Source organism: Breznakia sp. PFB1-19, from assembly GCF_029893935.1.
In the GTDB taxonomy this organism is placed as follows: Bacteria; Bacillota_I; Bacilli_A; order Erysipelotrichales; family Erysipelotrichaceae; genus Breznakia; species Breznakia blatticola.
On the sequence record NZ_JARXXJ010000007.1, the window covers coordinates 16,750 to 40,761 of the forward strand.

Below are 24,012 nucleotides of genomic sequence, written 5' to 3' on the forward strand. Positions count from 1 at the left end.
GGTATATAAAGGGGGCAACATTTATGTCAGAAAAAATTGCAATATTAGGCTGTGGTAATGGTGGACATGCTGCAGCTGCAGATTTAACCCTAAAGGGTTTTGAAGTAACAATGTATGAAGATCCTGCATTTAAAGATCAACACCAAGAATTATTTAAGCACAAAATTGTGCACTTACAAGGTGCTGCTGGCACTGGTGATATTAAAATTCACGATGTAACTACAAACTTGGAACAGGCAGTCAAAGGTGCAACGATTATTTTAGTTGTTGTTCCTGCTTTTGTGCATGCTTCATTAGCAAAAAAACTAGCGATTTATATTGAGCCAGGACAAATTGTATGTTTGCTTCCAGGAACTTTTGGTTCGTTGATTTTCTATAAGGAATTTAAGAAAGTTGGAGTTAATTATGTACCAGTTGCTGAAAGTCATACACTTCCTTATGCAACACGTTTAATTGCACCTGCCACTTCCCTAGTTATGTCACGTTTTAATCCACTAAAGATTGGTGTCATACCAGCAAATAAGACTGATGAAGTTCTTACACGTCTTTCACATCTGTTTGATGGCTTAGAAGCTGTCGAAAGTGTTATTGCTTGTGGTCTATCAAGTTTAAATCCAATCATTCATGTACCTGGATGTATTTTGAATGCAGGAAGAATTGAAATAGCTAAAGGTGATTTCCATTTCTATACAGAAGGATTTAGTGATAGCGTGGTACGCGCAACAGAAGCAATCGATAATGAACGAATTCATATTTTAAAACAGTTTGGTTATGCCCATGATATTGCAGCACACGGAGTTGGTGGAAGTATCCAAAGCGATTCCATTAAAGAAGTTATCGCAAGTGATCCAAATTTCGCCAAAATCACAGGTCCAGCAAACTTTAAAAATAGATACTATGCAGAAGACATTCCATTTGGTTTAGCTAGTTGGGCAAAACTAGCAAATGCTTATGATGTAGCAACACCAATTATGGACTCTATGGTCAATCTTGGTAGTCTTATCATGGAAGAGGATTGTTGGAGTATTGGTCGTTCACTTGGTGAATTAGGAATTGAAGATATGAGTCTTGAAGATCTTAAAAACTATGTACAAAATGGATAATACAAATTAAAGCCATCACAGCGTGATGGCTTATTTTTATGATAAGAATTTATCTGGCAATGTGACTTGAAAATCTTTAGCAAGTTGGCACAACTCTTCATCGCTAATTTGATTGATTCGTGGCAAATTCATCGATAGTGCCTTTACAATAATTTCTGCTGCTTTTTCAATGGTATGCATTAAACCAAAAGTAATATCCAAACTTTCTCCTGAGCAGAATAGACCATGATGTGCCCATACGATTGCATCGTATTCTTTCATTTTCTCACTTGATGCCACTGCGATATCTTTTCCTCCAGGTACCATCCAATCTACAACACCAACACCGCTAGGAAATACAACAGGACATTCTGTAGCAGCACCCCATAATTCTTTTGTGAATACTTTGTCATCAAGTGCAAATACAAAAGTTAAAGCAATTAGATTTGCTGGATGTGCATGATAAATTACACGATGACTTCCATTTGTTGCTAGCATTTTTACTTCATGATTCATTAAATGCGAAGGCAATTCACTTGTTGGAACACTGTGATTGCGTAATCCCCAACATTTATAGTAACGTTCTCCTGTTGCATCAATTTGAATAATCCCAATCGATGCTTTTGGATCTAAAGTTACATTTCTAAAAAACTTACCAGAGCCTGTAACCAAAAAGTATGCATTTGCAAGATGTGGTACATGTGTTCCAATGGGATACGATGTATCATGTGCTTCTAGTAAATACTTTGCATCTTGAATATCTTCATCGGTTAAACGATAGGTTAAATTTCCACCGTTTCGCTCATGCCAACCTTGTTGGTAACCATCACTACACATACGAATAAAATCGTTAATAAACTTAGGATACTTATTCATGGTGAGTTCCTCTCTTTACTAGTTCACTTGTTTCATAGTTCATCACTTCATCATACCAACTAAATCCAGTAGGACAATTGTGTGTTTGTAAGTAGTAATTCCAAACATCTCCAAGTGGGAATGTTTTCAGTGTTTCTTGGATTGCCATAATTTGTGTAAAATCTTCTTGGTCTTGCAGTGTACGTAAGGTATCCATTGGCATCAACAGTGCATGAAGTAAGGCTTTTTGCATATTGTGCATACCAACAGTCCAAGCACTAATACGATTGATACTTGCATCAAAGAAATCAAGTCCAATATATACACGATCCAGTGCATCATTACGTACAATCTCTTTTGCGATTTCTTTTGTTTCATCATCAAATAAAACCACATGATCAGAATCCCAACGAACTGGACGAGTTACATGTAATGCAACCTTATCAAAAAATAGTAAAGTAGAAGATAACTTATCGCTTACAACTTCAGTTGGATGATAATGTCCATTATCAAGTAGTGGAGCAATATGTGCTTGTTGTGCATAGTTTAATGTAAATTCACTTGAGCCAACTGTATATGATTCCATACCAATTCCAAAAACTTTTGACTCTAAACAAACAATAACTTTCTCTTTGTCATAATCGATGCTTAAGATTTCATCTAAAGATTGTTTAAATCGTTTTCTAGGTCCTAAACGATCTCCTGGAATATCTTTTAATCCATCCGGAATCCAGATATTCATTAAACAATGTGTATCTAATTCTTCTGCGAAATATTGTGAAATACGAATACATGCTTCACAGTGATTTATCCAAAATTGACGAATACTTTCATCAGGTGAAGCCAGTGTAAGTCCGACAGCTTTAGGATGTGCAAACAACGTTGGATTAAAATCAATGCCTATCCCTCTTTTCTTTGCATATTGCATCCATTTTTCAAAATGCTTTGGTTCTAGTTTATCGCGATCTACTTTTTCATCTTCAAAGATTGCATATGAAGCATGTAGATTGATTCGATGGCTCCCTGGTACCATCGAGAATACTTCGTCCATATCATCCATTAATTCTTGTGCGTTTGTTGCGCGTCCTGGATAATTTCCCGTTGTCTGGATTCCACCAGATAAACTATCTGCTCCATCAAAACCGACAACATCATCCCCTTGCCAACAATGCATGGATATTTGAATATCATTCAACTTTTTTAGTGCTGCATCTGTATCCACACCAAATTGTTTATACATTGCTTTTGCTTCTTCATAACGTCTATTTATCATACGTTTCTCCTTTATAATGTGTAATTTCAAATGATTGTTTAATTATTTGTTGGGCTTGTTTCATATCCTGTATTTTGTGATCTGCAATACACTGACATAGAACATTGCCTATTGCAGTTGCTTCTGATGGTCCTGCTATTACTTCTTTATTTGTTAATGTGGCTAGCAGTTCATTAAGCAACTCATTTTTACAACCTCCACCAACAACATTGATAGTTATGTACGTTTTATCGGTGATAGATTCGAGTTCATCAATTGCTTGTTTGTAAGAATGTGCAAGTGAATGATATACACAATATGCTATTTCACCTACATGTTGTGGTATTTTCTCATTCCTTTCCTTGAAGTAGTTTTGAATCTCATGAACCATCTGTTTTGGCTTTAAGAACCGTGGATCGTTAACATCAAATATGCCTGTAAATACGTGTTGTTTAGCAAGTTTTACTAATTTCGCATAACTATATTCATATTGATAACAACGTGCGACTTCTTGAATAATCCATAGTCCCATTATGTTTTTAAGAAAACGATACGTCCCATCATATCCACCCTCATTACTAAAATTTGCATGCATTGCCACTAAAGACGTATTTGCTTTGTTTTGAATAACGCCAAGTAATGACCAAGTTCCAGAACTTAACAAGATCGCATCATCTTTTATCGCTCCCATATAAGCGCATGCACTATCATGAGTCGCTGGTACGATTACCTGTGTATCAAAACCGAGTTCAGCCACAAACTCTTTTTTTAGATTTCCTATATATGTTCCAGGTGTTACGATTTGTTTAAAAATGCTTGGTTGAATATCTACTACTTGTAAGATACTTTCATCAAGTTCACCAGTTGTTGCACTAAGTAGTTGTGTAGTACTCATATTCGTATATTCATTGACCATATTACCAGTTAAACAATAATGCAAATAATCTGGAATCATCAGGAAATGCTTCGCTTGCTTGCGCACGTCTTTTACTTCAGAAGCTAGTTGATAAATACTATTGAATACTTGAAACTGAATTCCTGTTTTTTGATACAACTGCTCTTTTGTGATACGTTGATGCACCTTATCAATAATAGAAAGTGTTCGCTCATCTCGATACGCATATGGTTGATGCAGTAGTTGTTTATCTTGGTCAAGCAACACATAATCTACTGCCCACGTATCAATTGCTAAGCTTTTTGGAATTTTTCCAATACTTTTACACTGCATAATTCCATGCTTTACATGTTGATACATAGCATCAATATCCCAAAATACATGTCCATCTTTATGTATCATTTTATTTTCAAATCGATAGATTTCTTCCATTTGCAATATTCCATTTTCTAAGAAAAATAGCATATGTCTTCCGCTACTTGCACCTATATCAATTGCTAAATAATAGTCCATAATTCCACCTCTAAAATAGCATAATAAAAAACAAGCCACGTGATAATAACGCAACTTGTTTTATTGACTATCCTATTTTGCAAATTCCCGATATTTCTGTGGTGTCGTATGATATGTATCCTTGAACATTCGATAAAAGAAACTAAGATTTTCATAACCTACATTATTCATAATAGTATACACAGGTAAATTTGTATTTACTAAATATTCACATGCCTTTTGCAATCTTGTCTCCTGCACGAGTTGCTTAAAGGTTTTTCCAGTCACACTTTTTATTACTTTACTAATTTTATAATCAGGTTGATGAATCTGATTAGCTAGTTTTGTAAGTGAACCTTCTTGGTAATTTAACGCAATATATTTTAAAATCGAACTGCTTAAAACTTTATCGTAACTATTCATTGAGTATGTCTCAATTTTCTCTGGCGCATTCATCAAGTGTACGAGCAGCAAACCAACATGTAATTTTAATGCAACTTGATTATTAACACTTGGTCGATAGATGGCTGTAATAATCGTTTCAATTTGCTGGGTGACTACTTGATCATCAGCAACATGAAAACACAAATATTCCCCATCATTACTATACGAAAACAAAAATTCAAATACAAATCGAGTAACTAGATTGTCTTGAGCGACAAGTGAAGACAAATAATTAAGAAAATCAGAAGGAATGATAAAATTGAAGATAAGATCATTTTCTCCAGCAAACTTAATTTCATGTTCAATATTTTGATTCAACAACATAATTTCACCTTGACGAATTATAATTTCACGATCATCAATTATATGTGTCATTGATCCTTGATATACATACATTAATTCCAAGTAATTGTGTTTATGTTTTGGATATTCTTTAAAACGAGTATGTTTTCGCACAGCAATTTGATTGGAATCATGGAGTATCTTATTAAAATCAATCACATGACTATCTACATCTACATAGATAGATTTATCAATGATTTTTTTACCATTTAGATTATCAATTTCTTCATTCGTAAATGCCAATAATTTTTCTAATATATCTTCATAAATCATACATGCTCCCCTCGTTGATACAGGTATTTATAATTAAACATCATTCGCGTAAACGGTGTAAAAGAATGTTGGTGATGCACAACACTCTACTAACCACATTTACGTTTTATTATATAATTCTTAGTTTGTTATACTTCATATGTAATAGTCATCAATTCGCTATTCATTTTTTGCATTGTCATTGGATTGATGTAGCGCAGAAATTGATAATTACTAAGGACGCATACAAATGGTCTATGTCCCATTTGGGTAAGTAACTTTTCTTCCGCTTTTAGACCTTCCCCCATGTATTTTTGTACGATATTTTTCGTTTTTTCATTATTTAAAATTATAGAGGTATCCATTTCAACATTATAACTTGCTACAAAGCGTTCAACCGGTATATAGACAAAGTCATACTCCCCACCAGTTAATGTAAAGTACATCCATGTTTTATCATTTTTGTAGTTTTCATATTTCTCAAACTTCGTAGTATCATTTGCAATTGGTAAACGTACATGTGCTACCGTACACATGGGAACTGTAAATCTGCATTTTAATTCATTTGTAACAAGAACTTCCCAACTACTTTTAATTCTACCCATCATACTGTTATATGAAGTATCTACGAATCCCATTCTACCATCAATGTTTGGATACAGTTTAAACTCTTTAAACCCTGGTGAATCTTCTAGTGGCTGAATTCCTGCAACCTCTTGATATAACCATTGAATAACTGCTCCATAGGCATAATGGTTCAAGCTGTTCATGCCAGTTTCATTAATTGTACCATCTGGATTAATGGAGTTCCAACGTTCCCAAACTGTTGTTGCACCCATTTTCACCTCGTACAACCAACTAGGATAACTCTCATTTAATAGTAAAGAAAATGCATATTTTGTTTGATTGGTTTTCGTCAAAGCACTGCATAACATCGGTGTTCCAACGAATCCAGTATCTAAATGCATATCGTTTTTTACAATCATACTTGCTAGTTCTTCCCCAAGTTTAAGCAGTTGATCTTTTCCCAACAAATCGAAATGAATTGCAAGTACACGAGCGGTTTGCGTATCAATAGAAATCCGTCCATTTGGTGTAAAGTATTCTTTAGTCAAGTTTTCTTTAATTTTTATAGCATGTGCTTCATAAGTTTGATAATCCTTTGTATTACCCAATGCCTTAGCCGCTTTTGAAACAAGTAAAGTAGAGTAATAGTAATAAACAGAAGCGACAAAATAAGAATCGGTTGCACCAATAGTAGATTCTGGATGTTTATAATTATCTAAAGCTAGCCAGTCACCAAAATGAAAACCGCTCGTCCATAAGTACGGATTCTCATTCTCTTCACAAATCATATGCGCATAATCTACCCACGCTTTCATACCTTTATATTGTTGTTTAAGCAGCGCAATGTCTCCACTCATTACATACATATTCCATGGAATGATGGTTGCTGCATCTGCCCATGGAGAAGCACCATATCCATCAATAAATCCATCAGGTCTTGATAATTTCAAACGAGGAACAATATTAGGGACTGCTCCATTTAAGAGCGATTGCTCGTAATTCACATCATACATGTATTTTGCAAAAAACAATGATACATCCATGTTATATGCAGCACTAGTACAAAAAATTTGAGCATCGCCAGTCCACCCCATTCGTTCATCACGTTGCGGACAATCTGTTGGTATGTCTAAAAAGTTTCCCTTTTGTCCCCAAAATATATTCTCTACCAGCTTATTTACTAGTGGAAGTTTTGTTACAATTTTTCCTGTTGTTTTCATCTGCGAGTGGATTACACAAGCTTTAAAATCTTCAATCTTAGGTTGTTCAATCCCACTTACTTTTACATATCGGAAACCAAAGAATGTAAAGTGTGGTCGTACATGCTGTTTGATTCCTAGAGAATGGTAAACAAATGTTGATTTTGCAGTTCTAAGATTCACATTGTAAAATTCATCATGCTGAAAATGTTCAGCATATTGTAAAATGACTTTCTTTCCTTTTTTCTCATTAACATCAAATTCAACCCATCCTGCCATATTCTGTCCAAAGTCTAAAATCCAATCTCCTGACTTTACTTTAAACAACGATACAGGCTTTTTAGTTTCCGTTATTTGAATCTCAGGATTTCTACGTTCTTGTAATGGACTAAATGAACTTACTGGTAGTTCTTTCACTTGTCCAAGTGATGAAAAAATATCAATCATTGAGTAATGGTCCAAATACTGATTTCCATATAGAACCTCACCATCATAAATATTATTTTCAAGGATCATGCTTTTACAACATGTCCACGATGAATCACTAACAATTACTTGCTCACTAGCATCTTCATATTCAAGATATAACTCACAAATCATTGCCAAGTTTTGACCATATAGGTTTTCATATCCTCCATCAAAACCAAACCGCCCTTTGTACCAACCGTTACCTAAGATGACACCAATTTGATTTGTGTTTTCTTGAAGATAACTTGTGACATCAAAAGACTGATACTGAATATATCCATCATATGCGTGATATCCAGGCATCAGTATTTCATTCGAGACCTTTCTGCCATTAATTTCTAATTCATACAACCCCAAACCTACCATGTACATTCTTGCAGACACTGGTTTTGTCTGCGAGTGAAAGTCCTTACGCAGAATAATACTTTGCTCTTTTTTATTTTCACTAGTTATCCATTTCCCTAGCCATGCTTCATTTCTTTTTCCACTTTCGAAATAAGCAATATCACTTTCACAAACCCCTTCGTTATTTTTCGTACATACTTTCCAAAAGTAACGTGTTCGTGGTTTTACATCAATATCAATAACATATGAAATTTGATTGATATTCTCTACATCTCCACTTCGATAAACAAGATGTTCAAAAGTACGATCCGTTGCGACAAGCACCTCACTTGTATCAACTATCGTATCCGTGCGCCAAGAAAGTGTAATAGAATCAAGATTGTGACCCAACGGATTGGTTAAATGATTGACTTTTAGATCGATTACTTTCATCAGTATTCTAGTTCCTTTCTTGAGCAAAAGGGGTCGATTGGATTAACTCCCTTAAATTCACTTTTCCCCAGTAACTTATCCATACACGCTTCAATAACATGTGTATTATTAGAATAACAATTAACGTACGTTTTAATCATTGGTACATCTAGTAAGTGGTAAGGGTTTGCAACACTAACAAACAGCGTTGGCACTTCTTCAACAAACCATGGAATATTATTACCTTGACCAAAGAAGGTAAACCAATTAATGCGATTTGTTGTTTTGTTACTTGCATTTTCGATATTTGCAATATACATGACTAAATCATATTTATGTTTGAACTGTTCTACCGAATCTACTTGCATACTTCCATTTTCGTCAAATCCTTCTTTTGCATAAGGATACACTTCAAATCCATTTATTCTTAATGTATTTGCAAATTGTGCATATACTCGAATGTTTGAATCACAGTCTCCCAGTATTTGTAACAATACACGTTTATATTTTTTAGCAGAAAGTGGTAATATTCGTTGTGTATCTTTTACTAACGTGATTGCTTTATCTGCGCATGTTTTTGCAAGTTTAGTATGTGCATCACATCCAACGATAGAAAGTTGCTCTTTTTTAGGTAACAATTGTTTATTCTTAGCTTTTTCTGGTAATCCAATTGCTGCTTTTGTTGCTAAAATTCTTATAACAGCTTCATCCAAACGTTTTTGTGACAACAATCCATCTTTATACCCTTTGTGCATATACTCAATATCTTCTGCTAGATCTTTATTGAATAAAAACATATCACAACCATGTTCAATTGCTAAAGGAACAGCTTTTTCGCGTTCCATTGCAGCGCAAAATCCAACCATAGGTGTTGCATCAGTGATAATTAAACCATTAAATCCTAATTGTTTACGTAGTAAGTCTTGCAGTAATTCTTTTGATAATGAAGCTGGTATAATCTTGAAAGCTTCTTCTTTCGAAAAATATTCTTGGTACGACGGTAAAGCAATATGGCCTGCCATCACTGCTAAGCTTCCTTCATTAATTAATTCTTGATAGACTTTACCAAAACTTTCATCCCATGCTTCTTTGTCTAATGAATTTACAGACGTAAGAATGTGTTGATCTCTTTCGTCTACTCCATCTCCAGGAAAATGTTTAATAGAAGTAACTACTTGATGTTTTTTAGCTGCTTTGATATATTGTCTTCCATATTCAATGACTTTGTTTTGATCAGAACCGAACGTTCTTACATTTGTAATTGGATTGTGATAATTTAAATCGATATCTACAATTGGTGCAAAAGCAAAATTACATCCAACGCTACTTGCTTCAGCACAAGAAATATCGCCTAACGCATATGCCATTTGTTCATCATTTGTTGCTGCAACTTGCAAAGGCATTCCAAAAGAAGTACCGTCTGTTAATAATCCAGTACCTCCTGCTTCTAAATTAGCAGCAAGAAGCATTGGAATTTTTGCTTGTTCTTGTAAATATCCATAAGTTTCGTAAAGTGCATTACTATCTGCCTGACGAAACATCAAACCACCCACATGACGATGAATGAATTCGTTTTGTAAGTATCCCTTATCCGTAGCATATCCAATCGGACAAAACAATTGTCCAATCTTTTCATCAACACTCATATTTTCAAGTGTTTTATATACCCATTTCTCAGCTTCTTCTTGTAAGTAAAATGGTTTTTTGTTTAATTCCAACATAGTTCCTCCATTTATAAAAAATAGTCGAAAATAATTAACTTAAAACTAACTATTTTCGGCTATAAATATCTAAATATATTGTAATAAATCACTAAACGTTGTTAGTGAATAAGTTACATCCTTGTGTTTGCTTGCAATGCCAATACCAGCACACGCAAAGCCACCAGCTATAGCAGCATCAATTCCAACCTCTGCGTCTTCAATTACTAAACAATCGCTTATATCGAGATGTAAGTATTCTGCAGCCTTGATAAAAACTTCAGGATCAGGTTTTGTGTTTGTAATATTTGTTCCATCACTAATAACATCAAACCAATCAATAATTCCTAACTGGCATAAAATTAATTTAGCATTTTTACTAGATGAACCAATGGCAATTTTATAACCTAAATCCTTTACTTTCTTTAATGTATTAGCTACCTCATCGGTTAGATTTCCAGGCCCATAGTTTTTCAATAGATACAAATACACTTCATTTTTCTTTGCTGCAAGTTCTTCAACTTCTTGTACAGATTTAGTAGTATGATTTTCTTTTAGTATGATTTCCATACTTTCTTTACGTCCAATTCCACGTAACATATCATTGATACTTTTATCAAAGTGCAAGTGCAATTCATCTGCAATGCTTTTCCATGCTTGATAGTGTAGTTCATCTGTTGAACAAATAACACCATCTAAATCGAAGATTATTCCTTTATACTTTTTCATTTACGTCCCCTAAATAACTGTACGAGCTTCTGTTCGTTATTTAAATATACCAAGAACAGCAATAGAATAACTGCATTTACTAGTGATTGCATTTGACTTGATACATCTAAGCGTACAAATCCTAAAGTGATTAGTGCTGAAGTAATCGCTCCAAGAAAGATTCCAATTCTTTCTTCGCTGAAGCGTCCAATAAACCCACCAATAAATAATGGTAAGAATGCGACAAACATTGTTGAAATCGATGAAAAGTTAATGCTTACAGAAGCAGTTCCTTTGGTTGTAAGATTAATACAACCTACAGCACCCATTAACAATCCTGCAAAAGTATAACTTAAAATTGCATTTTTTGTTTCATTAATTCCTGTATTGTTTGAGATTTTTTGTCCATATTGCAAAGCTTTGTGATTGTAACCAAAAGTCGTTTTATTCATCAATATATAAATACTAGTTAATCCAACGATTCCAATCGCAGTTAACCAAGGAATGGTTGATATTTCCAATAGATTTAAATTCGTTGAAATTAGTAAACCTTCTCCATTTGTTACTACAAAAGTGAATGCCTCATAAATTAAGGTTACCCCTAATGAAGTAATGATAGGCGGCAGTTTCAGAAGTACATATAATACTCCTGAAATACAGCCTAGAATTCCTCCTAAGATAACTCCAATAACAAGCATAGCAATTACAGGTAAATCAAACATAATGACTAGCTTCGCACTTATCATGGAAGATAATAGAGCAATCGAACCGATTGAGAAATCAAACCGACCAGAGTTTAAGTTCAATGCTAGAGCCCATGAAGTACATCCAATCACAACAGTTGATCGTATCAAGGTTAACACATGTCCTTGTGTTTCAACTAAATGCAATCCATTTGCCTCACAGATGATAACAAACAACAGTGCGGTAAATATGGGAATAAATAACGTTTTTACTGTATTACCTACCCAATTATTGCTATGTTTTTTCATAAGTCACCTCTTCTTATTATTTATGCATATTTTCAATATCTTTAAATGTAGATGATTCTACGAATGATTTGAAATCTTCAAATGTTGTTTTATCATTAACAAGTTTTATATATTCATCTAAGTCTCCTTTTGTGTATGCTGGCTTTTCTGTGCTGTTTGCAATTTCAGACATTTTATTGTAAGCATCTGTACCAATTGCCACCCAGTATTCTTGACTCAGGTTAAATGCATTTCCACCATCTCTAGTTACATCGACATTTCCTGTTATTGCGTTAAACATTGCAACAAAGACTGGTCCAATTGATGATGCATATTTACCTGCTAAGTAATCAACTTGTGCTGGATTTGCATTAAATGCTTCTGTGTAAGCATCTGTAAAAGATGCAACTGTTCCTAGTTTTAAGTTTGGATTTGCTTGTGAAATACTAGCACCAAAGAGTTCAACTCCTAACGCTGCTGTAACAACTACTTCTAAGTCTTTTTCAGCAACTTTTTGCCCAACTGTCCCAAAGAATGCACCTGCTTCATCTGGAAATCCATCAATTGTATCAATTTTGTATTCGTCACTAGTGAATCTTCCTAAACCACCATTTTCGCCTAGCGTATATGTAACTCCAGCTTCTTCAAATGCTTTAATCATTCCGTCTGTTCTCTTCTTGTGCATGTCAACAAATGGGTATCCACCAGCATATACTAAGAAGTTTTTTGCACCTGCATCAATGTAGTGCTTAGCCATGTCGTAACCAACTTTCTCTTCAGTCTCTAAAGACGGTCCAACTGATCCTACGTAGTATGGATTTCCTTTTAGTTCTTCATATTGCTCTTCTGTTAATGTTCCTGCTCCTACAGCATAGTAGATTTGAGCTTCTTCACACATCTTTACACTAGCAGTACGGTCTTGATCTGAGAACGAAATAATTCCTTTTGCTTTCGTATTAATCATATTTTCTATTGCAGCAACTTCCTCTTCAGCAGTACTGATTGTATCTGAATAAACAAATTCTACTGGGTAGTTTTTAGCAATATAGTCTTGATAGTATTTTTTAAACGCAATAACTTCAGAATCTGTTGAATCGTAGACCAACACTCCAATTTTCACAGTATCCATATCATCAATCCCTTTTTTGGCTGATGATTCATCGCTACTACTACCACATCCTGTAAGTGTGGTTAATGCTAGAATTAGACATAGTGATGTTACAAATAAATTTTTTAACTTTTTCATAATTTCCTCCATTTTTCATATGTGAACACTTTTTTTGTGTGCTTACCAAATTAACGCGGTAACATTTTCTCGCGATATCCCATACTTGCTACAAATACTACCCCAAGAAATAATACGGCTTTTACTGTTTGTGCCATACCCGTATCTAAGCCAAATACAGGCAATATTTGATTTAGTAAGGCGATTGATATTGCTCCTACAATAGCTGCGGTAATCTTTGTTCTTGATCCTCCTGACAAGGGCATCCCACCAAAGACAATGGCCATCAAGACATCCATTCCAATAGACGCTGCCGTTGTTTTTCCGAGAACTGGTGCTCTAACTATCGTTAGAAAAGCACCAATTCCAACACCTATACCAGCTAAAACAAATACAATAATAGTTAGTTTTTTTGGTGACAAACCACTTTGTTTTGCACAAATTGGACTATCTCCTAAAAACATGTTACTTCTTCCTAATTTCGTGAAGTGTTGCAAGAATGCACAGATTGCAAAGTATACTAGAGTTAGCACAACCTTTACTATCACTGAATCAAACGGTTTAACAAGTGCAGCATCAACTGCAAGTTGTGAATTTCCTGCTAATAATAACTCTACTACCGAACCAAGAATACTTAACATAGCAATAGTAGTAACGAAAGCAGGCAAGTTGAAGATTGCTGCTAGGGTTGAATTAAATAAGCCAATCCCCATTCCAACAACTAAACATGTTAGAAACATAAGAGGAACAGATCCTGTTGCATTTAATACCAACGCACCAGTCATAGCACTTACAGCGGTTGAAGCTCCTAGGGAAATATCGAATGCACCAATAGAAAATATGAAAATTGCTCCAGTTGCGACAATCGCTGTAATAACTACTTGATTAATTAAGATTTTAATATTGTAAGGAGAAATATCACCTTGCATTGCAATGACATATAATACAACTAAAATTAATAATCCCAGCAATGGGGCAAAATCTATTATTTTTTGTTTATCAAATTTCATTTCGTTCCTCCCTAAATCATGGAATCAATAATATCAGATTCACTTAAGTTTTCATTTCGATTAAATGATTCAGATATTTGTCCATTTTTCATTATTAAGATTCGATCACACATTCCAATCAACTCACTCAATTCTTCAGAAATAATAATGAATGATTTTCCTTCTTGTGAAAGTTTATAAATTAGCTGATACATCGCTTGTTTTACACCAATATCTACCCCACGCGTTGGGCAATCAAGAACTAGTATTGATGAATCTCTTGCTATCCACTTTCCGAATACTACTTTTTGTTTGTTACCACCGGATAGTTCCTGTACAGTTTGTTCCATCGTACGACATTTGATGCTTAGCCTTTCAACTTGTTCTTTAACATAAGTGTTCTCATTTTTCTTTGTAATAAGATGTTTTTTACTTTTAATCTTATCTAATCCAACAATTGATATATTTGATTTTATACTTGATTTTAGTGAAAGAGCTTCAACGTCACGGTCTTTTGAGACATATCCAATTCCACTTTTCATCGCTGTTTTTTCATTAACAATTGGTTTTGTGCATCCTTCAACAATTACTTTTCCTGTATCTAGTGATTCAAAACCAAATAGACATTTTCCTAAGGTATGCATTCCGCTATGTGACAAACCACCAATGCCAAGAATTTCTCCTTTATGTAGTTTAAGATTAATGTCAATTAATCTGTCACCTTTGTGTAGTTTTGTGGCTTCTAAGACAACTTCCTCTGAAATTTCTTTATCGTAATCGACACGGTAGTAGTGACCATCGAGTTCACGCCCTACCATCAATTGCTTGATTATGTCCTCATCAAACTCTGCTTTAGGCAAACTTTTGATGATATTTCCATCACGTAATACAGTAACGATATTACATACTTCTATCAATTCCTCTAAATCATGAGAGATAAAAATAACTGCTTTATCTTCTTGAACCATCTTTTTCATAAGTTCATAGATAGTTTCTCTTCCTCTTTGTGATAAAGCTGTGGTTGTCTCATCAACGATTAGCACATCTGGATTTTTATACATTACCTTTGCAATTTCAATAAGTTTTCGATCTTGAAAATCAATGCTTGATGTTAATGCCTGTGGAGCAATGTGATTTGCTTGAATGATATCCAAAGCCTTAGCTGCTTCTTGATTCATCTTTTTACGATTAATAAATCCAGTTTTTTTGAATGCTGCAGATTCTCCTAAGAAAATATTCTCAGCAATACTAATTCCTGCAATAGTTCCACTTTCTTGTACAACCATTCCAACACCTTTGTGTAATGCATCAATCATACTAGTTGGTTGGTGTACATTATTTTGGAAGTACATTTCTCCACTATCTGCTTTTTGGATACCTGCAATTATTGAAGACAGAGTTGATTTTCCAGAACCATTTTCTCCAATAAGCCCATGGATTTCTCCACGCTTCAAGATAAAATCAACATCACGTAAAGCAATCGTTGCTCCAAAGCGTTTATTCATTTTTTTAACTTCTAAGATTGTTTTATCACTCATTTTAAGAACCTCTCACGATTTTGTTTTATGTTGTTTTCTTTACATTCAAATCATAACAAAGCGCTTACATTTATAAAATGGTCTAAAACTGTCTATTCGATTGATATTTTTTGACATTTCTCGTACAATTATTATGAGGTGAATTAAATGAACCAACAAGAATTACATAATCGAATTACCACATTGAATGATTACGAGCTTTTCTATAAAGATTATTATGATGCCAGAAAAGACAAACAATCGTTACAAATATTTTTAGATAACCTCGATATAGAGTTTGTTAAAGAGCATAATTTGATAATACCTGATCTTAAAGATACCATTCCACCTATTTATCTTGAAGAATGGTTTTTTGATACTTCTTCAAAGCAAAATATATTTGTCCAAAAACACAATTGTTATTCTCCAAACAATCCGCATAAACATAATTTCTTTGAATTACTCTATGTATTGGAAGGTAGTTGTAAGCAAACCATTGGTGATATTTCATTTGATATGAAAAAAGGAGATGTTTGTTTGATTCCTCCCGAAATCATTCATAACATCTCTGTTTTTGATGAAAGTATTGTCATCGATATCGTTATACGCCGTGCAACTTTTGAAGATATGTTTCTGAACTTCTTGCGTAGCAACAATATTTTATCTAAGTTTTTTATGCATAATCTTTACGCTCCTCAAGCAACAGATTATATAATATTTCACACCAACGACGACAAGGAAATAGAATCATTGATTATGGATATCTTTCTAGAGTATATAAATAAAGAAATTTATTTCAACGAACTTTTAAATAACAATCTTACTTCTCTGTTTGCAAAAATCTTACGTAATTATGAAGATACATGCGAACTTCCTCCTGAAGTAAATAAAAACCGAACTCAAGCATATGAACTTGTTCGGTTTATTAAAGATAATTATAAAGATATAACACTTGATGATGTAGCTAAACACTTTCATTTTACCATTGAGTATACTTCTCGATTAATAAAAAAAGTAACAAACTCTACATTTACAAAAATTTTACGTACGACACGATTGGATATTTCACTAGCTTTACTAACAGATACCAATATCTCCATTAGTGATATAAGCAATGAAATTGGCTATGAAAATGTGGAACACTTCATCCGGATATTTAAAAATCAATACAATCTAACACCAAGCGAATATCGTAAAATTTACAGCACTATATAATAAAAAATTTCAAAAAAACTAAGCCATTTATTCTGGCTTAGTTTTCTTCATCCATAGAAAGAACAGACATAAATGCTTCTTGTGGCACTTCAACAGAACCAACAGATTTCATGCGCTTCTTTCCTTCTTTTTGTTTTTCTAATAACTTTTTCTTACGTGAGATATCCCCACCATAACATTTAGCAAGTACGTTTTTACGTAAAGACTTAATGTTACTACGGGCAATAATCTTTCCACCAATTGCTGCTTGAATTGGAATTTCAAATTGATGCTTTGGAATCAATTTCTTTAATTTCTCAACAATCGATTTTCCACGGTTATATGCAAAATCACGGTGTACGATGGTACTCAAGGCATCGACGATTTCCCCATTTAGTAAGATATCCATTTTTGCAAGGCGTGATGTTTGATATCCAATAAGCTCATAATCAAAACTTGCATAACCTTTACTTAATGATTTTAAACGATCAAAGAAATCAAACACGATTTCTGATAGTGGAAGTTCATAGATTAAATTCATTCTTGTATCATCAATATAAATCATATCTTTGTAGTTTCCACGTTTCTTTTGACAAAGCTCCATAACTGGCCCAACAAAGTCATTTGGAACCATAATTGACGCTTTTACATAAGGTTCTTCAATATGGTCGATTTTTTGTGGGTCTGGTAGAAAACTTGGGTTATCTACTTGAACCATAGATCCATCTGTTAAATAGGCATGATATACAACGCTTGGTGCAGTTGCAATCAGTGGGATGTTGTATTCACGTTCAATACGTTCTTGAATTACATCCATATGTAATAAACCTAGAAATCCACAACGGAACCCAAATCCAAGGGCTTGTGATGTTTCAGGCTCAAATTGTAAGGCTGCATCATTTAATTGTAGCTTCTCTAGTGCTTCACGCATATCGTTGTATTTGGCATTATCGATTGGATAAAGTCCACAATATACTGTTGGATTCATAATACGATATCCAGCAAGTGGCTGTGCAGCAGGATTGTTTTTGATAGTAATTGTATCCCCTACACGTACATCCTTTACAGATTTAATAGCAGCACTAATCCATCCAACTTCACCAGTCACAAGTTGTTGCTTCTTGACCTCTTTTGGATTTCGTATTCCCACTTCTAACACTTCATATTCAGCTCCAGTTGCCATGAACTTAATCATATCTCCAACTTTAATGCTTCCTTCTTTAATTGATATTAGTGCAAGAACACCACGATATGGATCGTAAACCGAATCAAAAACAAGTGCTTTTAGTGGTGCATTTACATCACCTGTTGGTGCTGGTATATATTTTACGATAGCTTCTAATACATCCACGACATGTAATCCACTTTTTGCAGATATTTGTGGTGCATAGCTTGCATCTAAACCGATAACATCTTCAATTTCTTGCATGATTTCATCTGGTCGAGCACTAGGTAAATCAATTTTGTTGATGACAGGTAGAATTTCCAAATCATTATCTAATGCTAAATATACATTTGCAAGGGTTTGCGCCTCAATTCCTTGTGCTGCATCAACAACAAGAACCGCTCCATCACAAGCCGCTAGTGAGCGTGATACTTCATAGGTAAAATCGACGTGACCTGGTGTATCAATCAAGTGAAAGATATAGTCCTCACCATCTTTTGCAGTATATTTCAATTGTACTGCATTTAATTTAATTGTAATTCCACGTTCTCTTTCCAAATCCATGCTATCGAGCAACTGTGATTTCATTTCACGCATCTCTACTGTTTCCGTAAGTTCTAAAATACGGTCAGCCAGCGTGCTTTTCCCATGGTCGATATGTGCAATAATTGAAAAGTTACGAATATTTGACTGTTTCAAATACATTCTCCTCTATTTTATTTAATCTTTTTTATATTTGTTGGCAATTCGCACAAATGGTTGATATGCAAGTAATGCGAAGATTACACATACGCCACCTTGTACGAGATTTCCTTGTATGCTTGGTAAAGCAGCAATGAAATCTTGTAATAAGATCACATCTGTTACATAATACCCAGCAATCATTATCAGAGCTCCACAAACAAATGCAGCTACACGATAGGTTGTTTTTATTTTATGAAATAGATATGCAACCACACATCCTTCTATACCTTTGATAATTAATGTAAATATCGCAAACTGTGTATATCCTAAGTATATATCTGCTAATGCACTACCTACACCACCTACAAAAAATGCAGCTAATGGATTTAGTGTACAAGCAAATAAATAAATAATGGAATCACCAAAATTTACATACCCCATTCCTGGCATCGGTAATACGATAATCACTGTTGCTAGAAATGTTAACGCTGCCCCAAAGGCACATAATACGATCTTCTCTGTTTTCATCGGCAAAGTACTATCCTGTCGCCATTTCCATTAATGAATTCTGCACAGCTACAGGCTTTTTTCCCTTCTAGTTGAACTTTAGTAAGTTGTAAGCATCCTCCTAGACATGAAAGATACAATCCTTTCTTATCTCCTTGTTTGCGAAATACAGTTCCTACAGGCTCATTTGTTTCTACTGTTGTTCGTGCTACACCATGAATTTTTAACTTTCGTTCACAAAACATAATGTAACCAACTGGCCATGGAATTAAACCTCTAATTTGATTGTAAACTTCATCTACAGGTTTGCTTAAATCAATAACTTCTTCTTCTTTTGAAATATTGTAAGCAAATGTTGCTTTACTTTCATCTTGCGGTGTAAAGATCGCTTTTCCTTCAACAAGTAAAGGAATGGCTTCTGTGATCGCTTTAGCACCTGCAATCATCAGTTTGTCATGTAAACTTCCTGCAGTGTCTTCATCAGTAATTGCAACTTTCTCTTGCAACATGTAATCTCCAGCATCCATTTTCTTTACCATTCGCATGATTGAAACACCCGTTTCTTTTTCACCATAAATAATTGCTTTATGGATTGGTGCTCCACCTCTTAATTTAGGTAGTAAAGAAGCATGTACATTTAGCGCTCCATATGTTGGTGCTTGTAATACCACTTCAGGAATAAATTGTCCATATGCACATGTTACGATAAGATCTGGTTTTGTTTCGAGTATCTCTTGATAATCATCTTTGATTTTCAATGGTTGAAACACTTGAATTCCATAACTCAACGCAAGTTTTTTAACTGGAGTTTCTTGAATGATTTGCTTTCTTCCAACGCGTTTATCTGGTTGACTCACCACACCGACAACGTCGTATTTTGCATCAACTAAACTCTTCAAAATGGAACATGCAAATTCTGGTGTTCCCATGAATACAATTCGTATATTTTTCATACCATCACCCCAATCTTTACCATTATACTTGAAGTTACCTAAAAGTTAAAGGTTGTTATTGCATTTTATTTATTCAATTGCTATAATGTTAAGGCATTGAAATTAGGAGGTGTCAGAATGCCTAACATTAAATCTCAAAAGAAACGTGTTATTACTAATGATAAAAAACGTTTAGCTAACGCATCACAAAAAACAAAAATTAAAACTGCTATTAAAGCTGTTTTAAGTGCTGTTGAAGCTAACGACAAGGACGCTGCTACTAAAGCATACGCTGAAGCTAGCAAACAATTAGACCGTTCAATTACTAGTAACATCCATCACAAGAATTATGTTTCTAGACAAAAAGCACGTTTAGCAAAAGCTGTTAACGCAGTAAAATAGTAAATGAATAAATTAAAGGTTGCGGATTTCATTCCACAACCTTTTTTCTATGTTACATCGTATGTTTTAGTAAGAAGACTTCAAACCCTTGTTGTTTATCTATACGTCCTGTTTTAATATCTTGATCGAGTATTGATAAATCCTTAAGAATTGTGAGTAAATCCTCTTTACGATATTGTCCTACATTTTTAACTGTGTGCCAAATGCGACCTGGTGATGTACTTAACTCACGCGCGATATTATCATTTGTGTATCCTTCATTTTTCAGTGTTTGTACTTGCACTAGAAAACGGAACTGTGCAGCAAGTAAACCAATAAGCGCAATAATTTCTACATTGTTTTGTTTAAAATCTTGAATCAATGAGAACACTTTTTTTGTATCATGCGTAAATATTGCATTACTTAACAAGAATGTATCATCTTCAATAGGACGACTAATAAGCGCTTCTATGACTTCTTTCGTAATTTGACCACCATGCAATTCAAGTTTATCTAACTCTGTATACAAACGGTTCAAATCAAGTCCTACACGTATTTGAAACTCTCGTAATGCTCCTTGATCCATTGTGATTTGACGTTTTTGGCATTCTTCACGAATCATTCGATTTCGTTCTTCCTCACTAATTTGCTCAAAACGAAACTCTTTTGTCAGTTTTGCTAGGTCTTTTCCAACTTTCTTTCTTGCATCTTTTTTTCCATCATAATCCAAAACAACAATCGTTGTTGGATTTGGTGCTTCTAAGTAGTGAACAAGTTCATCTACAGTATCTTTATTTGATGCTCCAAAAAACGTACAATTTTGAATAACGACCATTTTATGTTCACTAAAAAAAGGCATGGTGTTACATTCTTCTAAAATATGATCCATCGTATCCTTTGTATAGTCAAAGGTAATTAAATTCATATCGTTAATATCATGCTCTTTTTTTAATTGATTTAGTTTTCGTTTGCGAAGATAGCTCTCGCTTCCTATAAGTGTATAATTCATTCCTTTGTTATTATACCAAACTCTTGCGTCGCTGTCCCAACGAGTTGAAAGTTTTTAATAAAATAAAAATGAATACTCCCATGTGTTTGTGTATTAAAGATATGTGAGCGTTGTTTCTTTAGATTTTCGATGACTTCATCATGTGGATGATTATATGTATTATTGTATCCACTACTTATTATCGCTAGATGAGGTTGTATCACAGAAAGAAAGTTGGATCCCGTGCCACTATTGGAACCATGATGACTCACCTTTAATATGTCTATGTCTAGTTGTCGATATCTTTGAATAATTTTATCTTCTACTTCAAGTCCAGCATCGCCAGTAAATAAATAGTTAAAACCATAGATATGAGCAAATAGAACCATGCTTTTTTCGTTTTCATCTAGTGAAGTTGGTTGTTCATTCAAATTTGTAAAATGCAATTGATCTAGTTGAATGTTTCCACTACGTACTACTGTATCAATAGGAATTAACTTTTTAAGTGTATCTAAGCCACCAGAATGATCATAATCATCATGACTAATTGCAACAACGTCAATTTTCCGTATGCCTTTTGATTTTAAGACTGGATAAATTACCTCATTTGCTATATCTCTTTTTATGTGACCTGCTACATCAATTAGCATCGTCTTTCCATAAAATGGTTCACGAATGAGTATCGTATCACCTTGACCAACGTCAATAAACATTACCTCACCATAAGGTAAGATAAATTGAATTTGGTGTTGAATTATTAATAAGATTGCTAGATATATGACATACTTTTTCTTTCGATAACTAATCATACACAAAACAAGATATATCCACGTAATTAACCAAAGTACATGTGGAAATCCATAGATTGTAAGTTGCTCAATTTTTAAACTTGTTAGAAATACTTGTATTTGCAATATATAATCTACAAATACAAAGATTTGCGGAATGACTAGTCCAATTAGACTAACGATAAACATAAGTGTATTTAGATATTGAATCCAAGAAAACCATAAAATTGCAAATATATTAACTTCATGAAAGAAGTATAGATGAATTGGAATTAACACCAAACAAGTAAGACATAGTCGCGATCGCTTTTCGACATTAAAAATCGAGATAGTTGCTAAACTTATAGAAATCACATATCCTAGATGATACAAATAATTTGGATCGTAACATAACAGCATAAATGCCCATGCGTGAATCTTATATGCTTTTTCCAGTTTTGGAAACAAACATTCGATTGCTGCACGCACACATAAAGAAAGCATATAAAAACGTAAAGGAAAAAGGACTAAGGCAACACTTGAATAAACAAGAATGGTTGGCCATTTATGAAATTTTGTATGTTTTGTTAGTAAAGAGACAAGTAGATATATGTGAAACCCACTTAAAAATGTCATTTCCATCATCTCTTGTTTTTGATTGTACAAAGTATTTAAAAAATATACTTTAGCTGGTGAATCTTGTCGAGAAATCCATGTATACATATTTGCTTTAAGTGAATTGCTTTTTGCGAGCACTGTAAAATCATTTGCATACGCTTGATAATATGCTCCCTCTTGATTTGCATATTGCATAAAAGAAAATGTATGAAGATTTTGATATGAATGAATTTTCTCATAACTTCCTTCAAAATGGATAACATCATGAAAACTTACATTATCAATATTGTAGATGTACACCTTTTGCTTATCACTTCTCCCAACTACATATCCTTCTTTTACATCGATGACTTCAATGATCGTATGTGCAGGTATTTCTGGAACTTCCTTTATTAACAGTGTATTAAATGCACATAACACAACAAACCAAAACAGCATAAATCTACGTGTTTTATACGTTAGATAGCCGATTGACAAAATGATGATTAGAAGATTTGTCTTAGGTTCTCTATTGATGATTAGCAGTATTGCACTAATCCATATATATCCAATGTATTGCATTATAAACAGATATAATCCTTAATCTTTAGAAACAGCTTTTCCTTAATTCCCTTTACCTGCATAATATCTTCAACATTTTGAAATGCACCATGTTCATTTCGATAGTCTACGATTTTTTGAGCAGTTGCTGGACCAATACCTGGTAGACTTGCTAATTCTTCAATAGAACCAGCATTTATACTGATCTTTTGTCGTTCACTTTTAGCTGGTATAACAATTACATCTTCATGACGAAGTTGTTTTGATAAATTAAGCGTTGATGTATCCGCGTGTTCTAAAGGTTGTGCTTTTTCTACAAGTTGCTTCGTTTTTGCATTGTAAGGCAGTTGATAAACTCCAGGATGCAATACTTCTCCTTTTATTTCAACTTCAATTTCCTTTGATTGATAATCTTCTAAATCAACATAACTATTCTTATTCCAAAATAAAAAAAGAAGGAATGCTCCAATAAGTAAAATTTTCTTCATAATATCACCTATTTAGTATTCACTTCTTTTTATT

20 protein-coding genes are annotated in these 24,012 nt (G+C 33.9%); 3 read left to right on the forward strand and 17 right to left on the reverse strand.

Annotated elements, in window-relative coordinates; translation table 11 throughout:
- Positions 1-23 precede the first annotated feature (23 nt).
- On the forward strand, positions 24-1,103 hold the full coding sequence (locus M2098_RS04895; protein WP_280682058.1) for an NAD/NADP-dependent octopine/nopaline dehydrogenase family protein: 1,080 nt from the start codon (positions 24-26) through the stop codon (positions 1,101-1,103).
- A 36-nt stretch (positions 1,104-1,139) separates the two neighbouring features.
- Here M2098_RS04895 and rhaD read toward each other — a convergent pair whose 3' ends face one another.
- From rhaD to M2098_RS04950, 11 genes are all read right to left on the reverse strand, one after another.
- A complete protein-coding gene (rhaD, locus tag M2098_RS04900; protein WP_280682060.1) occupies positions 1,140-1,958 on the reverse strand; it encodes a rhamnulose-1-phosphate aldolase in 819 nt (272 codons plus the stop codon).
- Positions 1,951-3,210, reverse strand: a complete 1,260-nt coding sequence (locus M2098_RS04905; protein WP_280682061.1) for an L-rhamnose isomerase — start codon at positions 3,208-3,210, stop codon at positions 1,951-1,953. The genes rhaD and M2098_RS04905 overlap by 8 nt, the downstream gene beginning before the upstream one ends.
- Positions 3,200-4,597 carry a rhamnulokinase gene (gene rhaB / locus M2098_RS04910; protein WP_280682062.1) on the reverse strand — a complete coding sequence of 466 codons (1,398 nt, stop codon included), beginning with the start codon at positions 4,595-4,597 and terminating at the stop codon, positions 3,200-3,202. Before rhaB ends, M2098_RS04905 begins: the two co-directional genes overlap by 11 nt.
- A 72-nt stretch (positions 4,598-4,669) precedes the next feature.
- Positions 4,670-5,635 carry an AraC family transcriptional regulator gene (locus M2098_RS04915; RefSeq protein ID WP_280682063.1) on the reverse strand — a complete coding sequence of 322 codons (966 nt, stop codon included), beginning with the start codon at positions 5,633-5,635 and terminating at the stop codon, positions 4,670-4,672.
- A 128-nt stretch (positions 5,636-5,763) separates the two neighbouring features.
- On the reverse strand, positions 5,764-8,625 hold the full coding sequence (locus M2098_RS04920; protein WP_280682064.1) for an alpha-L-rhamnosidase: 2,862 nt from the start codon (positions 8,623-8,625) through the stop codon (positions 5,764-5,766).
- Positions 8,625-10,325: a glycoside hydrolase family 3 N-terminal domain-containing protein gene (locus tag M2098_RS04925; RefSeq protein ID WP_280682065.1), complete on the reverse strand. Its 1,701-nt coding sequence runs from the start codon at positions 10,323-10,325 to the stop codon at positions 8,625-8,627. The genes M2098_RS04920 and M2098_RS04925 overlap by 1 nt, the downstream gene beginning before the upstream one ends.
- A gap of 69 nt (positions 10,326-10,394) precedes the next feature.
- Positions 10,395-11,033 carry a beta-phosphoglucomutase gene (pgmB, locus tag M2098_RS04930; protein ID WP_280682067.1) on the reverse strand — a complete coding sequence of 213 codons (639 nt, stop codon included), beginning with the start codon at positions 11,031-11,033 and terminating at the stop codon, positions 10,395-10,397.
- Positions 11,030-12,004, reverse strand: coding sequence for a hypothetical protein (locus tag M2098_RS04935; protein WP_280682069.1), 975 nt, complete (start codon positions 12,002-12,004; stop codon positions 11,030-11,032). Before M2098_RS04935 ends, pgmB begins: the two co-directional genes overlap by 4 nt.
- 16 nt (positions 12,005-12,020) lie before the next feature.
- Entirely contained in the window at positions 12,021-13,229 is a 1,209-nt protein-coding gene (locus M2098_RS04940; RefSeq protein ID WP_280682071.1) for a substrate-binding domain-containing protein, read from the reverse strand.
- Positions 13,230-13,279: 50 nt separating this feature from the next.
- Positions 13,280-14,218 (reverse strand): hypothetical protein, encoded by a 939-nt coding sequence (locus M2098_RS04945; RefSeq protein WP_280682073.1) that lies wholly within the window; start codon positions 14,216-14,218, stop codon positions 13,280-13,282.
- A gap of 11 nt (positions 14,219-14,229) precedes the next feature.
- Positions 14,230-15,735, reverse strand: a complete 1,506-nt coding sequence (locus M2098_RS04950; RefSeq protein ID WP_280682075.1) for a sugar ABC transporter ATP-binding protein — start codon at positions 15,733-15,735, stop codon at positions 14,230-14,232.
- A gap of 147 nt (positions 15,736-15,882) precedes the next feature.
- Here M2098_RS04950 and M2098_RS04955 point away from each other — a divergent pair, with 147 nt between their 5' ends.
- Entirely contained in the window at positions 15,883-16,929 is a 1,047-nt protein-coding gene (locus tag M2098_RS04955) for an AraC family transcriptional regulator (RefSeq protein ID WP_280682077.1), read from the forward strand.
- A 37-nt stretch (positions 16,930-16,966) separates the two neighbouring features.
- Here the strand turns inward: M2098_RS04955 and lepA are convergent, their stop codons facing one another.
- The 3 genes from lepA to fmt are packed head-to-tail and all read right to left on the reverse strand — an operon-like array spanning position 16,967 to position 20,217.
- Complete coding sequence (gene lepA, locus M2098_RS04960; protein ID WP_280682079.1) at positions 16,967-18,772, reverse strand: translation elongation factor 4; 1,806 nt, start codon at positions 18,770-18,772, stop codon at positions 16,967-16,969.
- Positions 18,773-18,793: 21 nt separating this feature from the next.
- Positions 18,794-19,285 carry an ECF transporter S component gene (locus tag M2098_RS04965; protein ID WP_134167972.1) on the reverse strand — a complete coding sequence of 164 codons (492 nt, stop codon included), beginning with the start codon at positions 19,283-19,285 and terminating at the stop codon, positions 18,794-18,796.
- The gene (gene fmt, locus M2098_RS04970) at positions 19,282-20,217 is read right to left on the reverse strand and encodes a methionyl-tRNA formyltransferase (protein WP_280682082.1); all 936 of its coding nucleotides are present in this window, start codon (positions 20,215-20,217) and stop codon (positions 19,282-19,284) included. Before fmt ends, M2098_RS04965 begins: the two co-directional genes overlap by 4 nt.
- A 117-nt stretch (positions 20,218-20,334) precedes the next feature.
- Between fmt and rpsT the strand changes: the two genes are divergently transcribed.
- Positions 20,335-20,598 (forward strand): 30S ribosomal protein S20, encoded by a 264-nt coding sequence (gene rpsT, locus M2098_RS04975; RefSeq protein WP_134167970.1) that lies wholly within the window; start codon positions 20,335-20,337, stop codon positions 20,596-20,598.
- A gap of 52 nt (positions 20,599-20,650) precedes the next feature.
- Here rpsT and holA read toward each other — a convergent pair whose 3' ends face one another.
- The 3 genes from holA to M2098_RS04990 are packed head-to-tail and all read right to left on the reverse strand — an operon-like array spanning position 20,651 to position 23,978.
- Positions 20,651-21,586: a DNA polymerase III subunit delta gene (gene holA, locus M2098_RS04980; RefSeq protein ID WP_280682085.1), complete on the reverse strand. Its 936-nt coding sequence runs from the start codon at positions 21,584-21,586 to the stop codon at positions 20,651-20,653.
- A complete protein-coding gene (locus M2098_RS04985) occupies positions 21,583-23,511 on the reverse strand; it encodes an MBL fold metallo-hydrolase (protein ID WP_280682087.1) in 1,929 nt (642 codons plus the stop codon). Before M2098_RS04985 ends, holA begins: the two co-directional genes overlap by 4 nt.
- Complete coding sequence (locus M2098_RS04990; protein WP_280682089.1) at positions 23,511-23,978, reverse strand: ComEA family DNA-binding protein; 468 nt, start codon at positions 23,976-23,978, stop codon at positions 23,511-23,513. The genes M2098_RS04985 and M2098_RS04990 overlap by 1 nt, the downstream gene beginning before the upstream one ends.
- Positions 23,979-24,012 lie beyond the last annotated feature (34 nt).